General features: G+C 58.4%; 11 protein-coding genes. 7 read left to right on the top strand and 4 right to left on the bottom strand.

Annotated features, from left to right (window positions below):
* The gene (locus tag ADA16_RS11035; RefSeq protein WP_082150699.1) at positions 1–555 is read left to right on the top strand and encodes a hypothetical protein; all 555 of its coding nucleotides are present in this window, start codon (positions 1–3) and stop codon (positions 553–555) included.
* Positions 556–582: 27 nt separating this feature from the next.
* Here ADA16_RS11035 and ADA16_RS09580 read toward each other — a convergent pair whose 3' ends face one another.
* Together ADA16_RS09580 and ADA16_RS09575 are read right to left on the bottom strand one after the other, a co-directional pair.
* The gene (locus tag ADA16_RS09580) at positions 583–1,425 is read right to left on the bottom strand and encodes a hypothetical protein (RefSeq protein ID WP_048761406.1); all 843 of its coding nucleotides are present in this window, start codon (positions 1,423–1,425) and stop codon (positions 583–585) included.
* A 198-nt stretch (positions 1,426–1,623) separates the two neighbouring features.
* Positions 1,624–2,436, bottom strand: a complete 813-nt coding sequence (locus tag ADA16_RS09575) for a (2Fe-2S)-binding protein (protein ID WP_048761403.1) — start codon at positions 2,434–2,436, stop codon at positions 1,624–1,626.
* A gap of 185 nt (positions 2,437–2,621) precedes the next feature.
* Here ADA16_RS09575 and ADA16_RS09570 point away from each other — a divergent pair, with 185 nt between their 5' ends.
* The 3 genes from ADA16_RS09570 to ADA16_RS09560 all read left to right on the top strand — a co-directional run bounded on the left by ADA16_RS09570 (position 2,622) and on the right by ADA16_RS09560 (position 11,139).
* Complete coding sequence (locus tag ADA16_RS09570) at positions 2,622–3,440, top strand: hypothetical protein (RefSeq protein ID WP_239659434.1); 819 nt, start codon at positions 2,622–2,624, stop codon at positions 3,438–3,440.
* 90 nt (positions 3,441–3,530) lie between these two features.
* Positions 3,531–7,367, top strand: a complete 3,837-nt coding sequence (locus tag ADA16_RS09565) for an ABC transporter ATP-binding protein (protein ID WP_048761399.1) — start codon at positions 3,531–3,533, stop codon at positions 7,365–7,367.
* A 103-nt stretch (positions 7,368–7,470) separates the two neighbouring features.
* Complete coding sequence (locus tag ADA16_RS09560) at positions 7,471–11,139, top strand: multifunctional oxoglutarate decarboxylase/oxoglutarate dehydrogenase thiamine pyrophosphate-binding subunit/dihydrolipoyllysine-residue succinyltransferase subunit (RefSeq protein ID WP_048761396.1); 3,669 nt, start codon at positions 7,471–7,473, stop codon at positions 11,137–11,139.
* A 419-nt stretch (positions 11,140–11,558) separates the two neighbouring features.
* Here ADA16_RS09560 and ADA16_RS09555 read toward each other — a convergent pair whose 3' ends face one another.
* Entirely contained in the window at positions 11,559–12,263 is a 705-nt protein-coding gene (locus ADA16_RS09555; RefSeq protein WP_239659433.1) for a hypothetical protein, read from the bottom strand.
* Between the two features lie 94 nt (positions 12,264–12,357).
* Between ADA16_RS09555 and ADA16_RS09550 the strand changes: the two genes are divergently transcribed.
* Positions 12,358–13,581 (top strand): magnesium and cobalt transport protein CorA, encoded by a 1,224-nt coding sequence (locus tag ADA16_RS09550; protein WP_048761394.1) that lies wholly within the window; start codon positions 12,358–12,360, stop codon positions 13,579–13,581.
* Between the two features lie 221 nt (positions 13,582–13,802).
* The gene (locus ADA16_RS10805) at positions 13,803–15,728 is read left to right on the top strand and encodes a DUF6777 domain-containing protein (protein ID WP_053084313.1); all 1,926 of its coding nucleotides are present in this window, start codon (positions 13,803–13,805) and stop codon (positions 15,726–15,728) included.
* A 122-nt stretch (positions 15,729–15,850) separates the two neighbouring features.
* Here ADA16_RS10805 and ADA16_RS09540 read toward each other — a convergent pair whose 3' ends face one another.
* Positions 15,851–16,333 carry a general stress protein gene (locus ADA16_RS09540; protein ID WP_048761391.1) on the bottom strand — a complete coding sequence of 161 codons (483 nt, stop codon included), beginning with the start codon at positions 16,331–16,333 and terminating at the stop codon, positions 15,851–15,853.
* A gap of 334 nt (positions 16,334–16,667) precedes the next feature.
* Between ADA16_RS09540 and ADA16_RS09535 the strand changes: the two genes are divergently transcribed.
* Positions 16,668–17,801: an Mrp/NBP35 family ATP-binding protein gene (locus ADA16_RS09535; protein ID WP_048761389.1), complete on the top strand. Its 1,134-nt coding sequence runs from the start codon at positions 16,668–16,670 to the stop codon at positions 17,799–17,801.
* Positions 17,802–18,087: the final 286 nt, after the last annotated feature.

Raw genomic sequence — 18,087 nt, 5'->3', positions numbered from 1 at the left:
ATGAGTACAACAAACGAGTTTCCCATTCATCGTCGTCTAGCTCTTCCCCCGCTATCCTCTACCTACCGTGCCGAATGTTCCGAGGATCTCGGTCTCATCCGCACAATCCTCTGTCACCCCACCATCGGCCGGAGACACTCGCCCGGCGCGCTAGATCACAGCTTCTCGCTTCCCGATGGGCCTGTGGTCACCGTCCGCGCGTCGCGGATAGCTCTTCCTCGCGTACTCGTCTCCCAGCTTGCCGACGTCCACGCGGAATACTTCATCCTGAAGGATGAGCCCATGTTCATGTATTCCGTTTCCGTCAAGGTGGAATCCTCATCAGAGGTGGTCCTCCGTGGAATTGGTGGTTCAAATCGGACGCGGGAAGAAAACCGCCGGCGCACTCGGGCAGTGGCTGAGGCTCTCCACCGTGTACAGGACTGTAGCAAGATACACGAAAACGGCACTGACCTTGCGCTCCCCGGGCGCCGTTATAGCTGGATCGGTACCAGGGACGCGCGGCCACTGCCGTGTCCTAACGAGCTCTTTTCGTCTCGCCCATCGGCGGCTTAACGCTGGCGCAGCACTGCCTCAGTACAGCTACTCGCTGTCGTCGCCTTCTTCGTCGTCCTCGTCCTCGTCGTCGTAGTCACCATCGTCGTAGAGGTCGTCATCGTCATCGTCCTCGTCGTCATCATCCTCTTCCAAGGAAGCAACGTGATCAGAGTAGATGTACTCCGCATACCCGTCATCGACGGGTGCCAGCTGATCTTCCCATTCCTCCGCGCGGTCTACCACAAGGGCAAGGACGTCCAGCAGTTTGTCAAAGTCCCTGAAGGTACCAAGCGTCAGAACCTCATTGCGCAACGTCTGGATGTCAGAGTAGAGGTCAGCGAACATCTTGCGACGGTCATCATCAGTGAGAACCGTCTCGGTGTCAGAGTCCCAGAACTCTGCGATGGCCTGGTCGACGATGTCGTCCAAGTTCGCGTCCTGGGAGATGAAGCGGACGTGTGCGCTGGGCTCGTTGTTGTGGGCAGTTACCAGAACCTGAACCAACGAGGAGGTACCAACTTCGGCGGTGACCAAGGTTGCCTCTTCGGGGTCCTGTTCAAACTCCAGGTCAGCAATGCGGTCATCATCGCCATCGAGCAGAGTGCGCAGCAGGCCAACAACCTGGTCAGTAGCTACATGGTGGGCGACTGCTGCGACAGCATCTTCGACGGAAAATACAGCGGAGACCAGAACAGCTTCGAACTCGTCATCCTCATCATCTACATCGGCAGCGGCTACGTAAACTTCGGCAGCCGGGATGTCCTCGTCGATGGTGACAAACTGAACCTCCAGGTCAGAGGTAATGGGAACGAAGAGGGTGTCATCATTGACACGGCTTTCAATGCCCTCGCGGTCCAGTGCCGCAGCAATCTGCTCGAAAAAGCTCATGGGTGGAATCCTCCCTTGAAAGATAATTGGCCTCTACCCGCAGCCAATCGTAGCGACAAACGCGCAACCATGCGGTGGCTCATGCCCCCGACAATCGCTGTAAAAGGTCACGTAGACAGCATGCTTGCTCCATCAAAGTCACCGACGCGGCCGGTAGAGGCACAGGACGGCAGCTGTCTGCTACGGGCAGCAAAGCGGTCAGTAGCGCGCCCAGAGTTGATGGCGTTCCTCGCGCGAACGTTTCGGACACGAGACGCACAGGTCGGCTTCGGGGCTGAGATAAATCATGCAGCAGGTAGCTCTCTCCAAGTGAGTAACTACGTCGAAGCCCGGCTCTTCTCCCGCCTCAGCGGCAGCTTCATCCCAGGGGCTCACCTCGCCGCTGCAGGAATCCATGAAACGAGGAAGAGGAACTTTATGCACTCTGTGCATTCCTTCAACAACATGCTTGCCGACAAGCGCACCGCGCCAAGGCTCCATCAGCTCATTTCCGGCGGCGACTGCGGCGTTAGCCACGGCATCTGCGGCCACGGCCCACAGAGGGGCGGGCTTGATTTCCCCGACTTCTCCAACAACCTGAGCCAACGGCTCCAAGAAATGAGCCAACGCTTCACCGGAATCCCTCAGCTCATCCGGATCCTCAGCGGAAATGTCTTCAAACTGTTGAGCTTGGAACCCCACCCAATAGTCATCTCGGAGAAAAGTGAACCAAGAAGACCACTGCCACACTGGCACTCGATTGGAAACCAACACGCATGCCAGCGATGGTCCCACCAATGCTCCGCACATGGACCACCACCAAAGCTGTGCTTGGAATCTAGTATCCCGCTCGACTTCGGGCATGGGAAACAGCTTCCTGCCGGACTCAATTCTGGCAGCTACAGCTTCGGCGGAAAGGTGCCACTCCACAGCACCGTCGTGAGGCATAACATCTGCGGAAAATCGGGGAAAGTCCGCCACCAGTTGAGAGTACTCGGGAGGGAATACGGCACCTCGCGTGACATCGTTCACCAGTCTCACCCTTCTATCAACCTTAGTAATCGCCGTACACCTACCTATTTTCCACCAACCACGGAATTTCCCACAGCTCAGTAGTGTTTATATGGGCATATGGCTCTCAACAGGGTCTGTTTAGGAGGTCTAGTACTTTGTTCCAAAAGACGAAGAAGGATTCAACTCGTACAGTAACTGATGCGGTGAATTCAACTCCCGAAGCCATCGAACGTGATGCGGGAAAACTGGGAACACTTCTTATCCAAACACTGGATAAGACCATGAGCTGGCAGTCATCTGCCATCACCGGGTACGTGGGTTCCCTGCACAAGCGCAAAAAAGATGAAACTCCAGCGCAGGTGCAGGAACGTATTGATGCCCACTACCTCAACATAGTCACCGGCACCGGTGGTGCAGCTGGTGGCAGCGCAGTTCTTCCCGGCGTCGGCATGATTACGGGCTTGGCTGCAGTTACCGGCGAATCACTGCTGTTCTTGGAAGCATCAGCCTGGTACACACTCGCCTCGGCAACCCTGCGCAATATTGACATCACCGATCCGCAACGCCGTCGCACGTTGATTCTGGCAGCGATGAGTGGATCTGAAGGAACAGCTATCATGGCCTCCCTGCTTGGCGAGGAATCGCTGCGGAAGCAAACCAAAACTTCCGTCAATTCCCTACTGCCACGGCTTGGCGTACCACAGCTGGGTGCAGCAAACCGGTTGCTGATTCGCGAGGCACGCAAGCGTTTGATGAAGAACGCTCGTCTGGCCATTATCGGTAAGATTTTGCCATTTGGCATTGGCGCCGTGGTCGGAGCCTCCGCAAACCGCAAGCTCGGTGGCATTCTTATTAGCTCCACCCGAGCATCTCTGGGGCCACTTCCCCAGGACTGGTCGGATTTTGAACGAAAGCTGCCGGCTAAATCTGACAGCTCTGGTGGCTCATTTGGAGGCTCTAAGTCATCGAGGTTCTCTATTCCCTCGGCGCTGAAGTGGCCTAGGAAAAAGAAGAATAAGTAGTTCCTCGTACCCCGATTACCCTTCAGCGACGTTTTTCAATGGAAGAGCGGTACCACCATGGCCCAGAGCAAACCCCTCAGAACTTCTCCCATGAAGTTCTTGTGGAAACAGTCTCTTCATAGGCCATTACCGCTCTATGGCGTCATTGTCGCCGCACTGATCGTTGTCGGACTGGAGTCCGTCCTTCCGCTGCTCACTCGAGATGCCATCGATGTGGCAACTGGCTCTTCCGATGGCGGTGTCCCCGCACGCCTGCTACCTTCCCTAACTTCCCTGCAGGCAGTCATTTCCATATTCCTGGCCGTCGCGTTGGTGCGCTTCGTCGCCCAGGCGGGGCGAAGATTCTTCTCCGGCAAACTCTCCATCGATGTTCAGCACGACCTGCGCCTAAAAATCCTTCGCTCCCTACAAAACCTCGATGGTCCGGCACAGGACCGCGTCAACACCGGCCAGGTTGTGTCACGGTCAATTTCAGACCTCCAGGCAGTGTCCGGACTACTGGCGATGTTGCCGCTGACGCTGGGATCCGTCGTCAAGCTGTTCATCACCGTCGGCATCATGCTCGCCCTCTCGCTGCCACTGACTTTGGTCGGTCTGGCCGTGACACCAGCGATTGTCTACATTGCGGTGAGCTCACGTGACAAGCTCCACGCCGCAACCTGGGCAGCCCAACAGCAAGCTGGCGAGATAGCCGGCCAGGTCGAGGAAACAGTTTCGGGCATCCGCGTTGTCAAAGCGTTTGCGCAGGGCGACAACGAAGTTGCGAAGATGGAGCGTAACTCGTCTCTGCTCTATTCCCTCCGCCTGCGCGCGGCTAAACTCAGCGCTCGATTCCAACCGGCGCTGCAGTCGTTGCCGCAATTGTCCCTCGTCGGAAATATCGCGGTCGGTGGTTGGCTCGCGATTAACGGGCACATCACCCTTGGTACGTTCGTGGCTTTTGCCACGTACCTCACCAGTCTGACTACCCTGTCGCGCTTGGTCTCCAACATGGTCATCTCGATACAGCTGACGTCGGCAAGCATCGACCGCATTTCCGATGTCATCGACGCTCGACCAGACAACCCCGAACCCGCCGACCCTCTTCCCCTCCCAGACGGTCCCGTCGGCATCAGCTTCAACCACGTCACCCACATTCGTGGCGAACGCACGCTTATCGACGATGTCTCATTCTCCGTCGCACCAGGGGCGACCTTAGCGTTGATTGGCCCGCCGGGATCCGGAAAGACTATCGCCACGGAGTTGCTCGGGCGTCATTATCTGCCGGATTCGGGGACTATCACTATCGATGTGCCCAGCCACGGCACATCCACAGATACCGCACGAATCCGCTCCAACGACGTGTATGACGCTATTACTGTCGTTCCGGATACTCCTTATTTATTTGCGGGCACGTTGCGTGAGAACATCGCATTCGCCAATCCCGAGGCCTCCCAGGAAGAGATTATCGCCGCAGCGACAGCCGCCCAGGTCAACTTCGTCGACGACCTGCCGCAGGGTTGGGATACCGCGATTGGCGAGCGCGGGCACAACCTCTCCGGCGGACAGGCTCAACGCGTGGCATTGGCACGGGCATTCCTCGCCCGTCCGCGGATCTTGGTCCTCGATGACGCGACCTCTGCCATCGATGCCGCAACAGAGTTGGAGATCTTTAACGCGCTGACTTCCCAGCTAGCGGATACGACCATCGTCATCGTGGCTCATCGATCTTCCACTCTCGAGCAAGCGGACCACATCGCTATTTTCGAAGACGGTGCCATCACCGGCATTGGCACCAAGGCCGAACTGATCGTTTCTCATCCGCGCTTCACCGAGCTGATGGACATCGACCGGAGCGTGTACCCCGAAATCGAGAACCTCGTCCTCGACCCCATTGACAGTGACGACCCCAGTCCTGAGGAGCTCTGGCCCGACGAAGCCGCATCGACCTCTAACGCGTCCGCTTCAGGCACCGCTTCCCGACGTCCCGGAGGTATCACCTCTCAAGTAACCGGTGGCGCTGGTGGAGCCGGAGGCCGTCCCGGTGGCCCCGGTGGTCCCGGTGGTCGCGGTGGCGGTCGTGGTGGCATGGGGGCGGCTCTTGCCAATGCTCCCGCAACACCTGAGCTTCTCGAGCGTGTGCGAAACCTCCCGCCCGCCACCGAAAAACCCCGTGTGCCAGCTCGTGCACTCGACAACTCCGAACCTTTTTCTCTGCATCGACTGCTCTCCTATGTCCGTGGCCTATTTATAAGTGTCATTGCGCTGCTCGCTCTAATTGCCGTTGCCGACCTGGCGTTTCCCATGCTCGTGCGCTACGCCATTGACCACGGCATCAGTGAGCGCAATGAGGCCGTGCTGTGGGCCTGCGCCGCAGGTGGTTTGGCGACAGTCCTCGTCAGCTGGATTGCCGTAGCTACAAATGCTGTCATTACCGCGCGCACGGGTGAGCGGCTGCTCTATGCCCTGCGCGTGCGCTGCTACCGTCACCTGCAGTCACTTGGCATTAACTACTTCGAGGTCAATCGCTCGGGCGCCATCATGACCAGGATGACAACCGACATCGACGCGCTGTCCTCTTTCCTGCAAACGGGATTGGCACAGGGCGCGATTGCCACGTTTACTCTGCTCGGTGTCTCGGGGCTGTTGCTTGCCACGCAGCTGTCGCTTGCCGCGGTAGCGTTGGCGTCACTTCCTATCATTGTGGTGGCCACCCTGGTATTCCGCCGAATCTCCTCGCGCTTATACAAAGCTGCACGCGAGCAGCTTTCCTTGGTCAACGCTGACTTTCAGGAGACCATTGGTGGGCTTCGCGAGATTCAGATGTACCACCGCGTCGCCGATATCGAATCTTCCTTTGCCGAGGAATCCGATAAGTACCGCGCAATTCGTCAGCGAGCACAGATGGCCGTGGCTCTGTTCTTCCCCGGTATCAACTTCATCTCTGAGTTGGCAACGGCTGCGGTGTTGGCTGTCGGTGCCCAACAGGTCGCTGCGGGAACAACGACGCCCGGGGTACTCGTTGCCTTCACGTTGTACCTGGGCATGCTCTTTGGCCCAATCCAGCAACTGTCTCATGTTTTCGACGGCTACCAGCAGGCGAAGGTCGGCCTCAATCGCATTAGTGACCTCCTAAAGACCGACCCCATGCCAGATCACGGCACCACCGACGGCGCATCCTGCGCAGCTGCTGGCGACCTTCGTTTGGACAAGGTGACATTCTCCTACCCCGCCGCCAACTCCGACCACGAACGCCCGCAGGTTCTCGATGCTCTCGACCTGCACATAACGGCCGGCGAAACGGTCGCAATTGTCGGGTCCACCGGCGCCGGCAAATCGACAATCATTAAGTTGTTTGCCCGTTTCTACGATCCGGTCGACGGTGCGGTGCGAGCCTCCGAGACCGACATCCGCGACTTCCCTCTTAACGATTGGCGACGCACCCTCGGTTATGTTCCCCAAGAATCACACCTGTTTTCGGGGACGGTAGCAACAAATATTTCCTACGGGTTGCCGGACAGCAGTCATGCCGAAATTCAGCAGGCCGCAAAGAACGTCGGTGCCCTCAGCACGATTGCCAGCCTGCCCGGTGGCTTTCACCACCCCGTCGGCCCAGATGGCCGCGGACTCTCTTCCGGTCAGCGTCAACTCATCGCACTCGCTCGTGCCGAAATGATGCGTCCTGAACTGCTGCTTCTCGACGAAGCCACCGCGACACTGGACCCGGCAACAGAGTCGGCAATCCTTGAAGCCACCGACCGTGCGTCGCGTCAACGCTCGGCAATTATTGTGGCGCACCGTCTAGCTACCGCTGCTCGAGCCAACCGGATATTGGTACTTAACCACGGGCGTATTGTCGAGGACGGCTCCCATGACGAGCTTGTCGCGGCGGGTGGCCAGTACGCAGAGCTCTGGAACAAGTACCATATGGGGAGCGCGACGGTGTAGTGATTCAGAATTTTCGTTATCCTTAAATGACACTTTGACGCTTGCGCTCATTAGAATAAACGTGAGTTAGTAAAACTAAGACGAAAAGAGGCGAGTACCTGCCGTGAGCAGCGACATGAGCTTCGGCCAGAACGAATGGCTGGTCGACGAGATGTACCAGCAATTCCAGAAGGATCCACAGTCTGTGGGTCAGGAATGGCGCGAATTCTTCGCAACCCACACCCCATCCCAAAAGGACGGGGACCTTTCCGATATGGCAAAGCCCGCAGCAGCCACGAAGGAGGAAGCAAAGGCAACCGGACGTCGTGAGTCCAAGGGTGTCGAACCGACTAAGACCCCGAACAAGCCGGCGTCTCCGAAGCCGAAGAAGTCCCCGATGGATGCAGCAGCCAAGGTTTCGGCTGTTGAATCCGGCGAGGAGCCTCTAAAGGGCGTCGCAAGGGCTATCGCTAAGAACATGGATGTCTCCCTGGAGATGCCAACCGCTACGTCGGTTCGCGATATGCCGGCACGTCTGATGTTTGAAAACCGCACCCTGGTTAACAATCATCTGGCACGCGCCCGCGGCGGCAAGATTTCCTTCACTCACATCATTGGTTACGCCATGGTGAAGGCCGTCATGCTCCACCCGGACATGAACAACAACTACAAGGTTGTTGACGGCAAGCCAGTTCTGGTTACTCCGGAGCACATTAACCTCGGCTTGGCCATTGATATGCCGGCTAAGGACGGCTCGCGTTCGCTCGTAGTTGCCGCTATCCGCGAGTGTGAGACCCTAACCTTCAAGCAGTTCGTCGACGCCTACGAGGACATCGTCGTTCGTGCTCGCCACGGCAAGCTGACCGGTAAGGACTTCCAGGGCGTCACCATTTCCCTGACCAACCCGGGCGGCATCGGCACTCGTCACTCCGTCCCGCGCCTGACCAAGGGCCAGGGCGCGATTATCGGTGTCGGTTCCATGGATTACCCGGCTGAGTTCGCTGGTGCTTCCGCTGACCGTCTGGCAGAGATGGGCATCGGCAAGCTGGTGACCATCACCTCTACTTACGATCACCGCATTATCCAGGGTGCAGAGTCCGGCGAGTTCCTGCGTACGATGAGCAACCTGCTTGTCGACGACAAGTTCTGGGACCACATCTTCCAGACCATGCGCGTCCCGTACACCCCAATCCGTTGGGCACAGGACCTGCCGAACACGGGTATCGACAAGAACACCCGCGTTATGCGTCTGATTGAGGCCTACCGCTCCCGCGGTCACCTGCTGGCGGACATTGACCCGCTGCGTTCTGACCAGCCGAATACTTCCGCTCCGAACCACGCTGACCTCGATATCGAGGAGCACGGTCTGACCCTGTGGGATCTGGACCGCACCTTCAACGTCGGTGGTTTCGGCGGCAAGGAGACGATGACGCTGCGCGAGGTGCTTTCTCGCCTGCGCAACGCATACTGCCTCAAGGTCGGTTCCGAGTACGCTCACATTCTCGACCGCGAAGAGCGCGAGTGGCTGGAAGAGCGCCTTGAGGGCGGCCAGCCGAAGCCGTCCCACGCTGAGCAGAAGTACATCCTGCAGAAGCTCAACGCTGCCGAGGCATTCGAGAACTTCCTGCAGACCAAGTACGTCGGTCAGAAGCGCTTCTCCCTAGAGGGTGCAGAGTCGCTGATTCCGCTGATGGACTCCGCTATCGACACCGCTGCTGGTGCTGACCTCGATGAGGTCGTCATCGGTATGCCACACCGCGGTCGACTGAACGTGCTCGCAAACATCGTCGGCAAGCCGCTGCGCCAGATCTTCACCGAGTTCGAAGGCAACATCGACCCGGCACAGGTCGGCGGTTCTGGTGACGTCAAGTACCACCTGGGTACTACCGGCCGTCACATCCAGATGTTCGGCGAGGGCGAGATTGACGTCACCTTGACTGCGAACCCGTCCCACCTCGAGGCCGTCAACCCGGTCGTTGAGGGTCTTGCTCGTGCACGCCAGGACAAGATCAACAAGGGCGAAGAGGGCTACTCCGTCATGCCGCTGCTGCTGCACGGCGACGCTTCCTTCGCTGGCCTGGGCATCGTCCAGGAAACCCTGAACCTGATGTCCCTGCGTGGCTACAAGGTCGGCGGTACCGTCCACATCGTGGTGAACAACCAGATTGGCTTCACTACCTCGCCGGACTCCGGTCGTTCCTCCTACTACGCAACCGACATCGCCAAGGCATACGGCTGCCCGGTCTTCCACGTCAACGGTGATGACCCAGAGGCTGTCGTCTGGGTCGGCCAGCTGGCTGTTGAGTACCGTAACCGCTACGGCAAGGACGTCTTCATCGACCTGGTCTGCTACCGCAAGCGCGGCCACAACGAGGCCGATGACCCGTCCATGACTCAGCCGCTGATGTACAAGATCATCGACGAGAAGGAAAGCGTTCGCGCTCAGTACACTGAGGACCTCATCGGTCGCGGTGACATTTCCGAGGAAGAGTACGAGGCAGTACGCCGAGACTTCCACGACCAGATGGAAGCGGTCTTCAACGAGGTCCGCGCAGCTCAGGACGCAAAGCCGGGCGACCAGCACGGTATTGCAGGCTCCCAGCCGCTGCCGCACGGCCTGGAAACCGGCATCGAGAAGACCGAAATCGTCGAGATCGGTCAGTCTTACGTCAATCTCCCAGAGGGCTTCAAGATTCACCCGCGTGTTGCGCCGGTCGCTAAGAAGCGCGCTGAGATGACGCAGGAAGGTGGCATCGACTGGGGTATGGCTGAGCTGCTGGCAATCGGTTCCTTCACCGGCGCTGGCATCGACGTCCGCTTCGCTGGCGAGGATGTCCGCCGCGGTACCTTCACCTCCCGTCACGCAGTTCTGATTGACTCCGAGGACGGTTCGGAATACAACCCGATCGACGCCTACGGTAAGTCCAAGAACGGTGGCCGTTTCATGATCTACAACTCGGCCCTGACCGAGTACGCAGGCATGGGCTTCGAGTACGGTTACACCCTGGGTAACCCGGATGCAGCAGTGTTCTGGGAGGCACAGTTCGGTGACTTCGCCAACGGTGCTCAGACCACCATTGACCAGTACGTTTCCTCCGGTGAGGCCAAGTGGGGTCAGACCTCCAAGCTGATTCTGCTGCTACCGCATGGCTACGAGGGCATGGGTCCGGACCACTCTTCGGCACGCATCGAGCGCTTCCTGCAGCTGGCAGCCGAGGGTTCCTACACCGTTGCTCAGCCGTCCGAGCCGGCTAACTACTTCCACCTGCTGCGCCGCCACGTCCTGTCCGACCTGCACCGTCCGCTGGTTGTGTTCTCGCCGAAGTCGATGCTGCGCAACAAGATGGCAGCTTCTTCTGTTGAGGACTTCACCAAACCGAACAAGTTCCGCTCGGTCATCGACGACCCGAACTTCGACTCCAAGGACAAGTCCGGCATCAAGACGCTGCTGCTCTGCTCTGGCAAGATCTACTGGGAGCTGGAGAAGAAGCGCAAGAAGGACAAGCGCGACGATATCGCAATCGCTCGCCTGGAGATGCTGCACCCGCTGCCGCACAACCGTCTCCGCGACCTCTTCGAGTCCTACCCGGATCTCGAGGAAGTCCGCTGGGTCCAGGATGAGCCGGCAAACCAGGGTCCGTGGCCATTCCTGGCACTGAACCTCCCAGAGGCTCTGCCGGATATGCCGAAGCTGACCCGCGTTTCCCGCCGTGCTCAGTCCTCGACCGCAACTGGTGTGGCCAAGGTTCACCAGATTGAGGAGAAGGCACTGCTGGAAGAGGCTCTCAAGTAGTTTTGGACAGACCTATGGTCTTGTGAGACCGCGGTGAAGTCGCGTGTTTGAGATCGCCGCTTCACCAGGTGGTCTTCACAGGTGGTCTTTACGAGCTGGCGATCAAACGCTAAGGGGCTCCAACCACTCGGTTGGAGCCCCTTACTTGTTGCTTGTGAGACCGTTGCCAGGCATCCAGGGCGAATAGACAAAAAGCGTGTCCGGTCGGCGTGTTACCGGGTCGGCACCATTTACTACTGAGTCCTCAATGCGAGTTACTGACTGCGTTTATGACAAAAATGACCTGAAAAATGGCATGAAAGTGCCCTAAACTCGCACAGTTTCACATTTGCAGCCCGCGTTCAAGGACTAATAGACAAACGCAGAGCAGCCAACAGCAGATACGCGTCAGATACCACCCGCAACTAGCCCCTCCCCGACTACGCCTTATCCAGCCACTCCTGACCCACCAACTCAGGGTTGGCACCGCTGGCCACAGCCCGAGTCATTAGCTTTAAATCCTCAGTGCTCAAAGAACCAGCAATCTCGTTGAGTACCCGGACTCGGTCGCTCCGGTCCAACGCCGGCTTGGCGTAGAAAGGCACGATCCACTGCGGCAGGTTAGCCCCGGGGTTGTCAGCTGACACATCCGTGCACCCCTGGGCCATGCCCGCGTCGGTGGCCATAACTTGCCCCGGCAGCGACCGCGAAAAAGCATCGTAAACGCGGTCGCGCCACTCGCCACTGAACTGCTTGTCCGGAGTGGAGTCCTCTGCGTAATCCTCGGCCAACAGCTCCGCCGACGCCGGGTCACTCAAGCCGAGCAGTTCACCGGTGCACCCGAAAGAAACCAGAACCGCTTCATTGCGCACAGCTCGCAACCGGTCCTCAGCATCGCGAATGCCGACGACCTCCGCTTGGCGCCCTACCCTCTCAAAACTTTGCGCATACACGTACGCGAGAGCTGCTTGCTCGGGGTTGCGCAGGTCTGCCCCGATAGTTACTACCGCCTCCTGCTCGGGAGGAACAGGCATCTGCGGATCCAAATCAGAACACGCGGAAAGGCCGAACCCCGCTGTCCCAGCGACCAACGCCAGGGCAGCAAAAGTGCACACAGCAGCCTTGGAGCTACCCCTGTTCCCCATTGAGCCAGTGCAATAGTGGAGCTCGCCGCTCGCACGTCTAAAATCAATCATCGACACCAGCGTAACCTACGAACGGATTGTGAGGTCTCCCAGAATGGGTGATACGAATAGCCGCAACAACAGCGCTTCGGCGAAAGCTCGCAATCCGCGAACTAACTCGACAAGTAAAGGCTCAACACCGTCGGCCGCAACAAAACCCGGCAAGACCGCTCGGGCAACGAATGCCGCTAAATCTGCAGCAATGTCAGCTGTCTCGAAGGTGACGCGCACCAACGGATCGTCGTCAAGCGTGGGAGAAACGCAGTCGGAGGCGGTGCGCGACGCCCTGCGCGATTGCGGCGTCTACATCGGCGGCAAGCGTTTGCCGGGCACCTACGACCACTTCTCCGGTCTGTCCGAGGTGCGTAATTTTGGCGAGGGCTTCACGTGGCTGTCGTTGTCGCGCCCCAACGCGACGCAGATGGACGCCATCGCTGAGCTCTACGGCCTGGATGAGCTGACGGTGGAGGACGCACTGACCAATCGTCAGCGCCCTAAGATTGAGATCCACGATGATCACGTGGTTTTTGTGATTCGTTCGATTCACTACTCTCCGGAAGGTCTCGCGGACGACGAAAATGAGATCATTCGCTCTGGCCAGCTGATGATTGTTATCGGCCAGGAGTACGTCATCACCATTCGCATGGGCATGCCGAGCTCGGATATGCAGCGCATTAGCGCGCGTGTGGAAAACACCACCGACGCCATCGACTACGGCCCCGCGGGCGTGCTGTGGGCGCTGACGGACAACCTCGTCGATGCGTACCTGCGCATTGCGTTGCAGCTGGAAGATCGCGTGGAGATTATGGAAGATGCCGTCTTCGAGCCGAATTTGGTGTCGGATATTGAGGACATTTACATCCTCAAACGAGAAATCCTGGAGATGCGCCACGCGATTGATCCGCTGACGCCGGCACTGCGCTCGTTGATGAATCTGCGGGAAGACATCATGCCTAAGGACGTCAGCCGTTATCTTTCCGATGTTCTCGACCACCAGCTCGCCGCGGCGGACCTCGTAGCCGGACTCGACGAACGCCTCTCATCCCTGATCGACGCCGCCGCAGTGAAGATCCAGCTGCAGCAGAACCAGGACATGCGTACCATCTCGGCCTACGCAGCTATTCTCGCCGTGCCGACCGCACTCGCCGGCATCTACGGCATGAACTTCGACCGCATGCCCGAACTACACTGGGAGTACGGCTACTTCATCGTCCTCGCCATCATGTTCGCCATTGTGGCGTTTTTGGTGTGGCTCCTGCGCCGCAACAAGTGGCTGTAATCTCTGCTTCTTACAGCCCTCGCTTTACGACGGTCATTGCGACTCATCCCCCGCGTTTAGCTGGGTAGCTTGTTGCCCGCGTTTAGCTGGGTAGTTCGCTAGCTCTGCGCTGATGGTTCCTCTAAGTGGGGAGCTTTCCCCATTGGGGACTGGCCGCGCTGGACAGGTTAGTAAACTTAATTAAGGTTTAAAAAATTTCTTACTGATTTTAAGGCACCTTAATGAGTAACAACCCCTGGGAGCTCCCACCACCCGAGGAAAATGGTTCCGATTCCTGGGCACTTCCTGCAGATGACCACGATGAGTCGCATCCGAGCTTCGATTCGGCTGGAACTCGGGACGCTGCTGAGCCGGAGTCGGTTGAGCGGGAGCCGGAGTCAGTCGCGTCGGAGCCAACGCCAGTTGAGCCTTCGGAGCAGCCAGCATCGGAATCGCCGGTCCCGTCAGAATCGCAGGAACCTGTTGCCCCCTCGGAGCAGGCGGCACCCGAACCGTCGGCACCACAGGATGACGCGCCGGAGTTAGCGTGGAGCACGCACGCTCCCGATCCCGAAACCTTGCAGTTCGCTCCCGAGCGAGCCCAAACGGAATGGACGCAGTGGGGAGAGTTCAATCCGGACCGCCAGATACTTCCGCAGTCGTCTGACCAGTATTCTGACCAATATTCCGAGCAGGCGCCGTCGGACACAGAGCGCGGCAAGAAGAAATCCGGCCTGAGCGGAAAAGTGTTAGCACTTATCGCTGTCGTCGTTTTGGTCATCGCCGGCGGCACCACTGCCTTTTTCCTTACCGGTCGAGGCAAGAGTCTTGCGGCGATGTCTTACATTTCTTCCGAAGACCCTGGACCGAGTCCTTTTATGAATTCCACGGTCAACGAAAAAGCGGTCGCAGCGCCAAACAACTCGAGCTTAGTTAACACATCTTCTCAAGGTGCTGTCGCCGGAAACGACCCCAACCTCTACGGCGGATCCGGCCAGCTCAGCGTCTGCGATGCAGATGCACTCGTTACGAACCTCAACGACAACGCTGACCTCAACGCTGCATTCGCCGAGGGAATCGGCATCAATGCGTCTGATGTGCCGAGGTACGTTAAGTCCCTGACCCCAGTTGTCCTGCGCCAGGACACGTGGGTCACCAACCACGGCTACGACAACGGCCGAGCAACTCCTTACCAGTCAGTTCTGCAGCGTGGCACCGCAGTCATGGTCGACGCTTACGGCGTGCCCCGCGTCCGCTGTTCCTGTGGCAATCCCCTCGCTGAAGCATGGAACGGCTACACCGCGCCAGAGACTAGTAAGGCCAACTGGGACGATTACGAACCGCGAAGTGTCGTGACCATCTACGAAACCGACATCACCATCAACAACATCAACGTCATCGATATTGAAGATGGCACATCAATCAATATCGACATTGACGATGACGATGTCTCCACACAGGAAGAGGTCCTCGATGCCGTCGCCGAAGACACTCCAACAACCACGCCGAAAGACATGGGCGTGCGTCCCGACGGCGCACTCCTCGGCAAGTTAGGCCTAGCCGAGGCCGAAGGCGACGCCTCCGAGCGTCCCACCGGCGCAGACCGTTTCGACGATTACCAGCAGTGGGCCGAAACTGGCTGGGGCGGTGTTGGCGATGACTCCGGTGAGGAAGCTGACAGCTCTGACTGGAAGTCTCAAACTACCGAAGTTGATCCTGAGGAATTCTGGACTGACAGTGTTGCGGACTACATGGGCCACTACTACATTCAGTTTTCCAACCGTGACGTAGGGTGCTTCATCAATCCAAAGAGTCAAGCAGTCAATTGTTTTGTGAAGGCTTTTCTGGACTCTGGCCGAGAAGGTCGGACGATATCTATTGACCCGAAGTATCCAAATTCTTCTGGTAACAACGGTCCGCTGAATTACCTCATTGCCGGAGGGCCACGGGAGCGGTTCCTTGCGGTCTCGCTAATGCTCGAGAGCCCACTTATTGGCTTGAATCCTTCCAAGCTCCTTGAACCAGGTGAATCTGTCACAGTTGGCGGAATGTCATGTTTCAACCTGGGCGACACCATTGGCTGCGATGCCATTGCATCGGGATTCATCATGGATAAAAACGACGATGTTTATGTCGACCATTCAGAAATAGCGGTATTAGACCAGTAAGTCACGCCCCAATGACACTGATTCGAAACCACTAATAGAAAATGAGCCGGAGTCTTTTCAGACCCGGCTCATTTTCTTACCATTGTGCTCTAACGCGGAATCAACGCGTAAAGCCCAACAACCTATCCACGGTTCCCACCGAGCGCCCGCTGCGCAAGCAGGTCACGGGCGCGTTCGGCATTGCGGGGGTTGCACAAGACGTCGTAGCGACGAGCAACGATCTCCGTGGTGGTGGAGAAATCCCGCTTGCCGTTCTGCATAGCGTATGGGACTGCGGCCAGCACGATGCCAAAGATGGCGCCCATACCGAGGCCAACAATCAACGGGCTAACCCAATCTTCCTGGAAAAGCCCCAGAATAAGGCCGAAGAACAGGCCCATCCACAGGCCGTACAGCGCGCCACCACCGAGAACCTTCGGCCAGGTCAACCGGCCCACCACGCGCTCCACCTGCATCAGGTCAACACCGACGATGGTGAGATCTGACACCGGGAACTCATCGCGGTCACTGAGCGAATCCACTGCCGCCTGCGCGTCAGCGTAGTTGGTGAAACTGCCCACCGGCCACCCTTCGGGCACCTGACGCTGAGGCATCCGGGACTTCATGCTCTGTTCCCGGCCGCTCCCCCAGCCGCTGTTCGCTTCCCCATTTGCCATCGGTACTCTCACCGTTCCCTTGCAGTTGTTGTCGCAGTAGTTGTTGTCACAGTAATTGGTGACGCAGTTGCTAAAAGTGTTGCTAAAACTATTGCCAAAAGGCGTTCTACCGAAGACAACGCCTAACAGTTTCCAATTGTTCCACCGCCTGCCCCACCACACATTTCGCCACCACCGCGCTTACCGCAGGGGCTGGGCGCTATGCCCGTCGTAAAGCGGAAAACTGCTGATTTTGTCAGTAGTTCTTTGTCTTACGGGGTCTCACGATAAGATTCACTACATAATGTCTACGATTACTGAAGCTGAAGTTCGCACCGCCCTGGCGCAGGTCGAAGATCCTGAGGTACGTCGCCCGATTACCGAGATTGGCATGGTCAAGTCCATCTCGGTGGCGGACAACAACGACGTGGCCGTGGAGATTTACCTCACCATTGCCGGTTGCCCCATGAAAAACACCATCATCGAGCGCACCGAAGATGCGCTGAACGGTATCGAGGGCGTTGGCAACGTCACCGTCACCACCGATGTGATGAATGACGAGCAGCGCCGCGAGTTCCGCAACGCCGTCCGCGGCACCGCCTCCGAACCGGTGATCCCATTCGCCCAGCCAGACTCCCGCACCCGCGTGTTCGCCGTGGCATCCGGTAAGGGTGGCGTTGGTAAGTCCTCTGTGACCGTGAACCTCGCCGCCGCGCTGGCCGCGAAGGGTCTGTCCGTCGGCGTGCTCGATGCCGATGTCTACGGCCACTCCATCCCGCACATGATGGGCTCCGAGGAAAAGCCGCACCAGGTCGACGACATGATTATGCCTCCGCAGGCACACGGCGTGTCGCTGATTTCTATCGGACACTTCGTCGACGACAACGCACCGGTTGTCTGGCGTGGCCCAATGCTGCACCGCGCAATCCAGCAGTTCCTCGCGGACGTGTTCTGGGGCGACTTGGACGTCCTGCTTTTCGACCTGCCCCCAGGAACCGGCGACATCGCCATCTCCGTGGCGCAGCTCGTGCCGAATGCTGAGCTGCTGATTGTTACTACCCCGCAGATGGCCGCCGCCGAAGTCGCCGAGCGCGCCGGCACCATTTCGCTGCAGACCCGCCAGCGCATCGCCGGTGTCATTGAGAACATGAGCTGGATGGAGATGCCCGACGGCTCCAAGATGGAGGTCTTCGGCACAGGCGGCGGCGAGACCGTTGCCCGTCGTCTTACTCAGATCACCGGCGGTAAGGTCGAGCTGCTCGGCCAGGTGCCACTGGACACCGAACTCCGCGAGGGCGGCGACAAGGGCACCCCGATTGTCCTGTCTAAGCCGGATTCTGGCGCGGGCGAGGCTCTGAACGCTATCGCTGACAAGCTGGTGGTTCGCCGCGAGTCGCTGGCCGGCAAGTCGCTCGGCTTGGGCGTGACTCCGAAGTAGGCCTTCGCTTTACGACGGTCACAGCGACGCCCCCTTTCCGGTATTTCGGTGCCGGGAAGGGGGCTCTACTCATTGTGGCTGCGGTGTCTGGAGCGTATGTGTTGTGAGTGTTTTCGGTGGTGTGGGTCTTGCGGGTGTTGCTGGTGGTGTTTTCGGAGGTGCTGGTGGTGCATCCGCCGAAGCGGCTGCGTGCACTTACTGACTAGGTTTATGACAGTTCCGTGGCAAAATTCGTGCGGTAGGGTCAGGCGGTCATTGCATCATGGATAACACCAGAGATTACCTC

Source organism: Corynebacterium vitaeruminis (genome assembly GCF_001054325.1).
Lineage (GTDB): Bacteria > Actinomycetota > Actinomycetes > Mycobacteriales > Mycobacteriaceae > Corynebacterium > Corynebacterium vitaeruminis_A.
The sequence above is the reverse complement of the archived record's forward strand: the minus strand, read 5'-3'. Positions and strand labels throughout refer to the sequence as shown.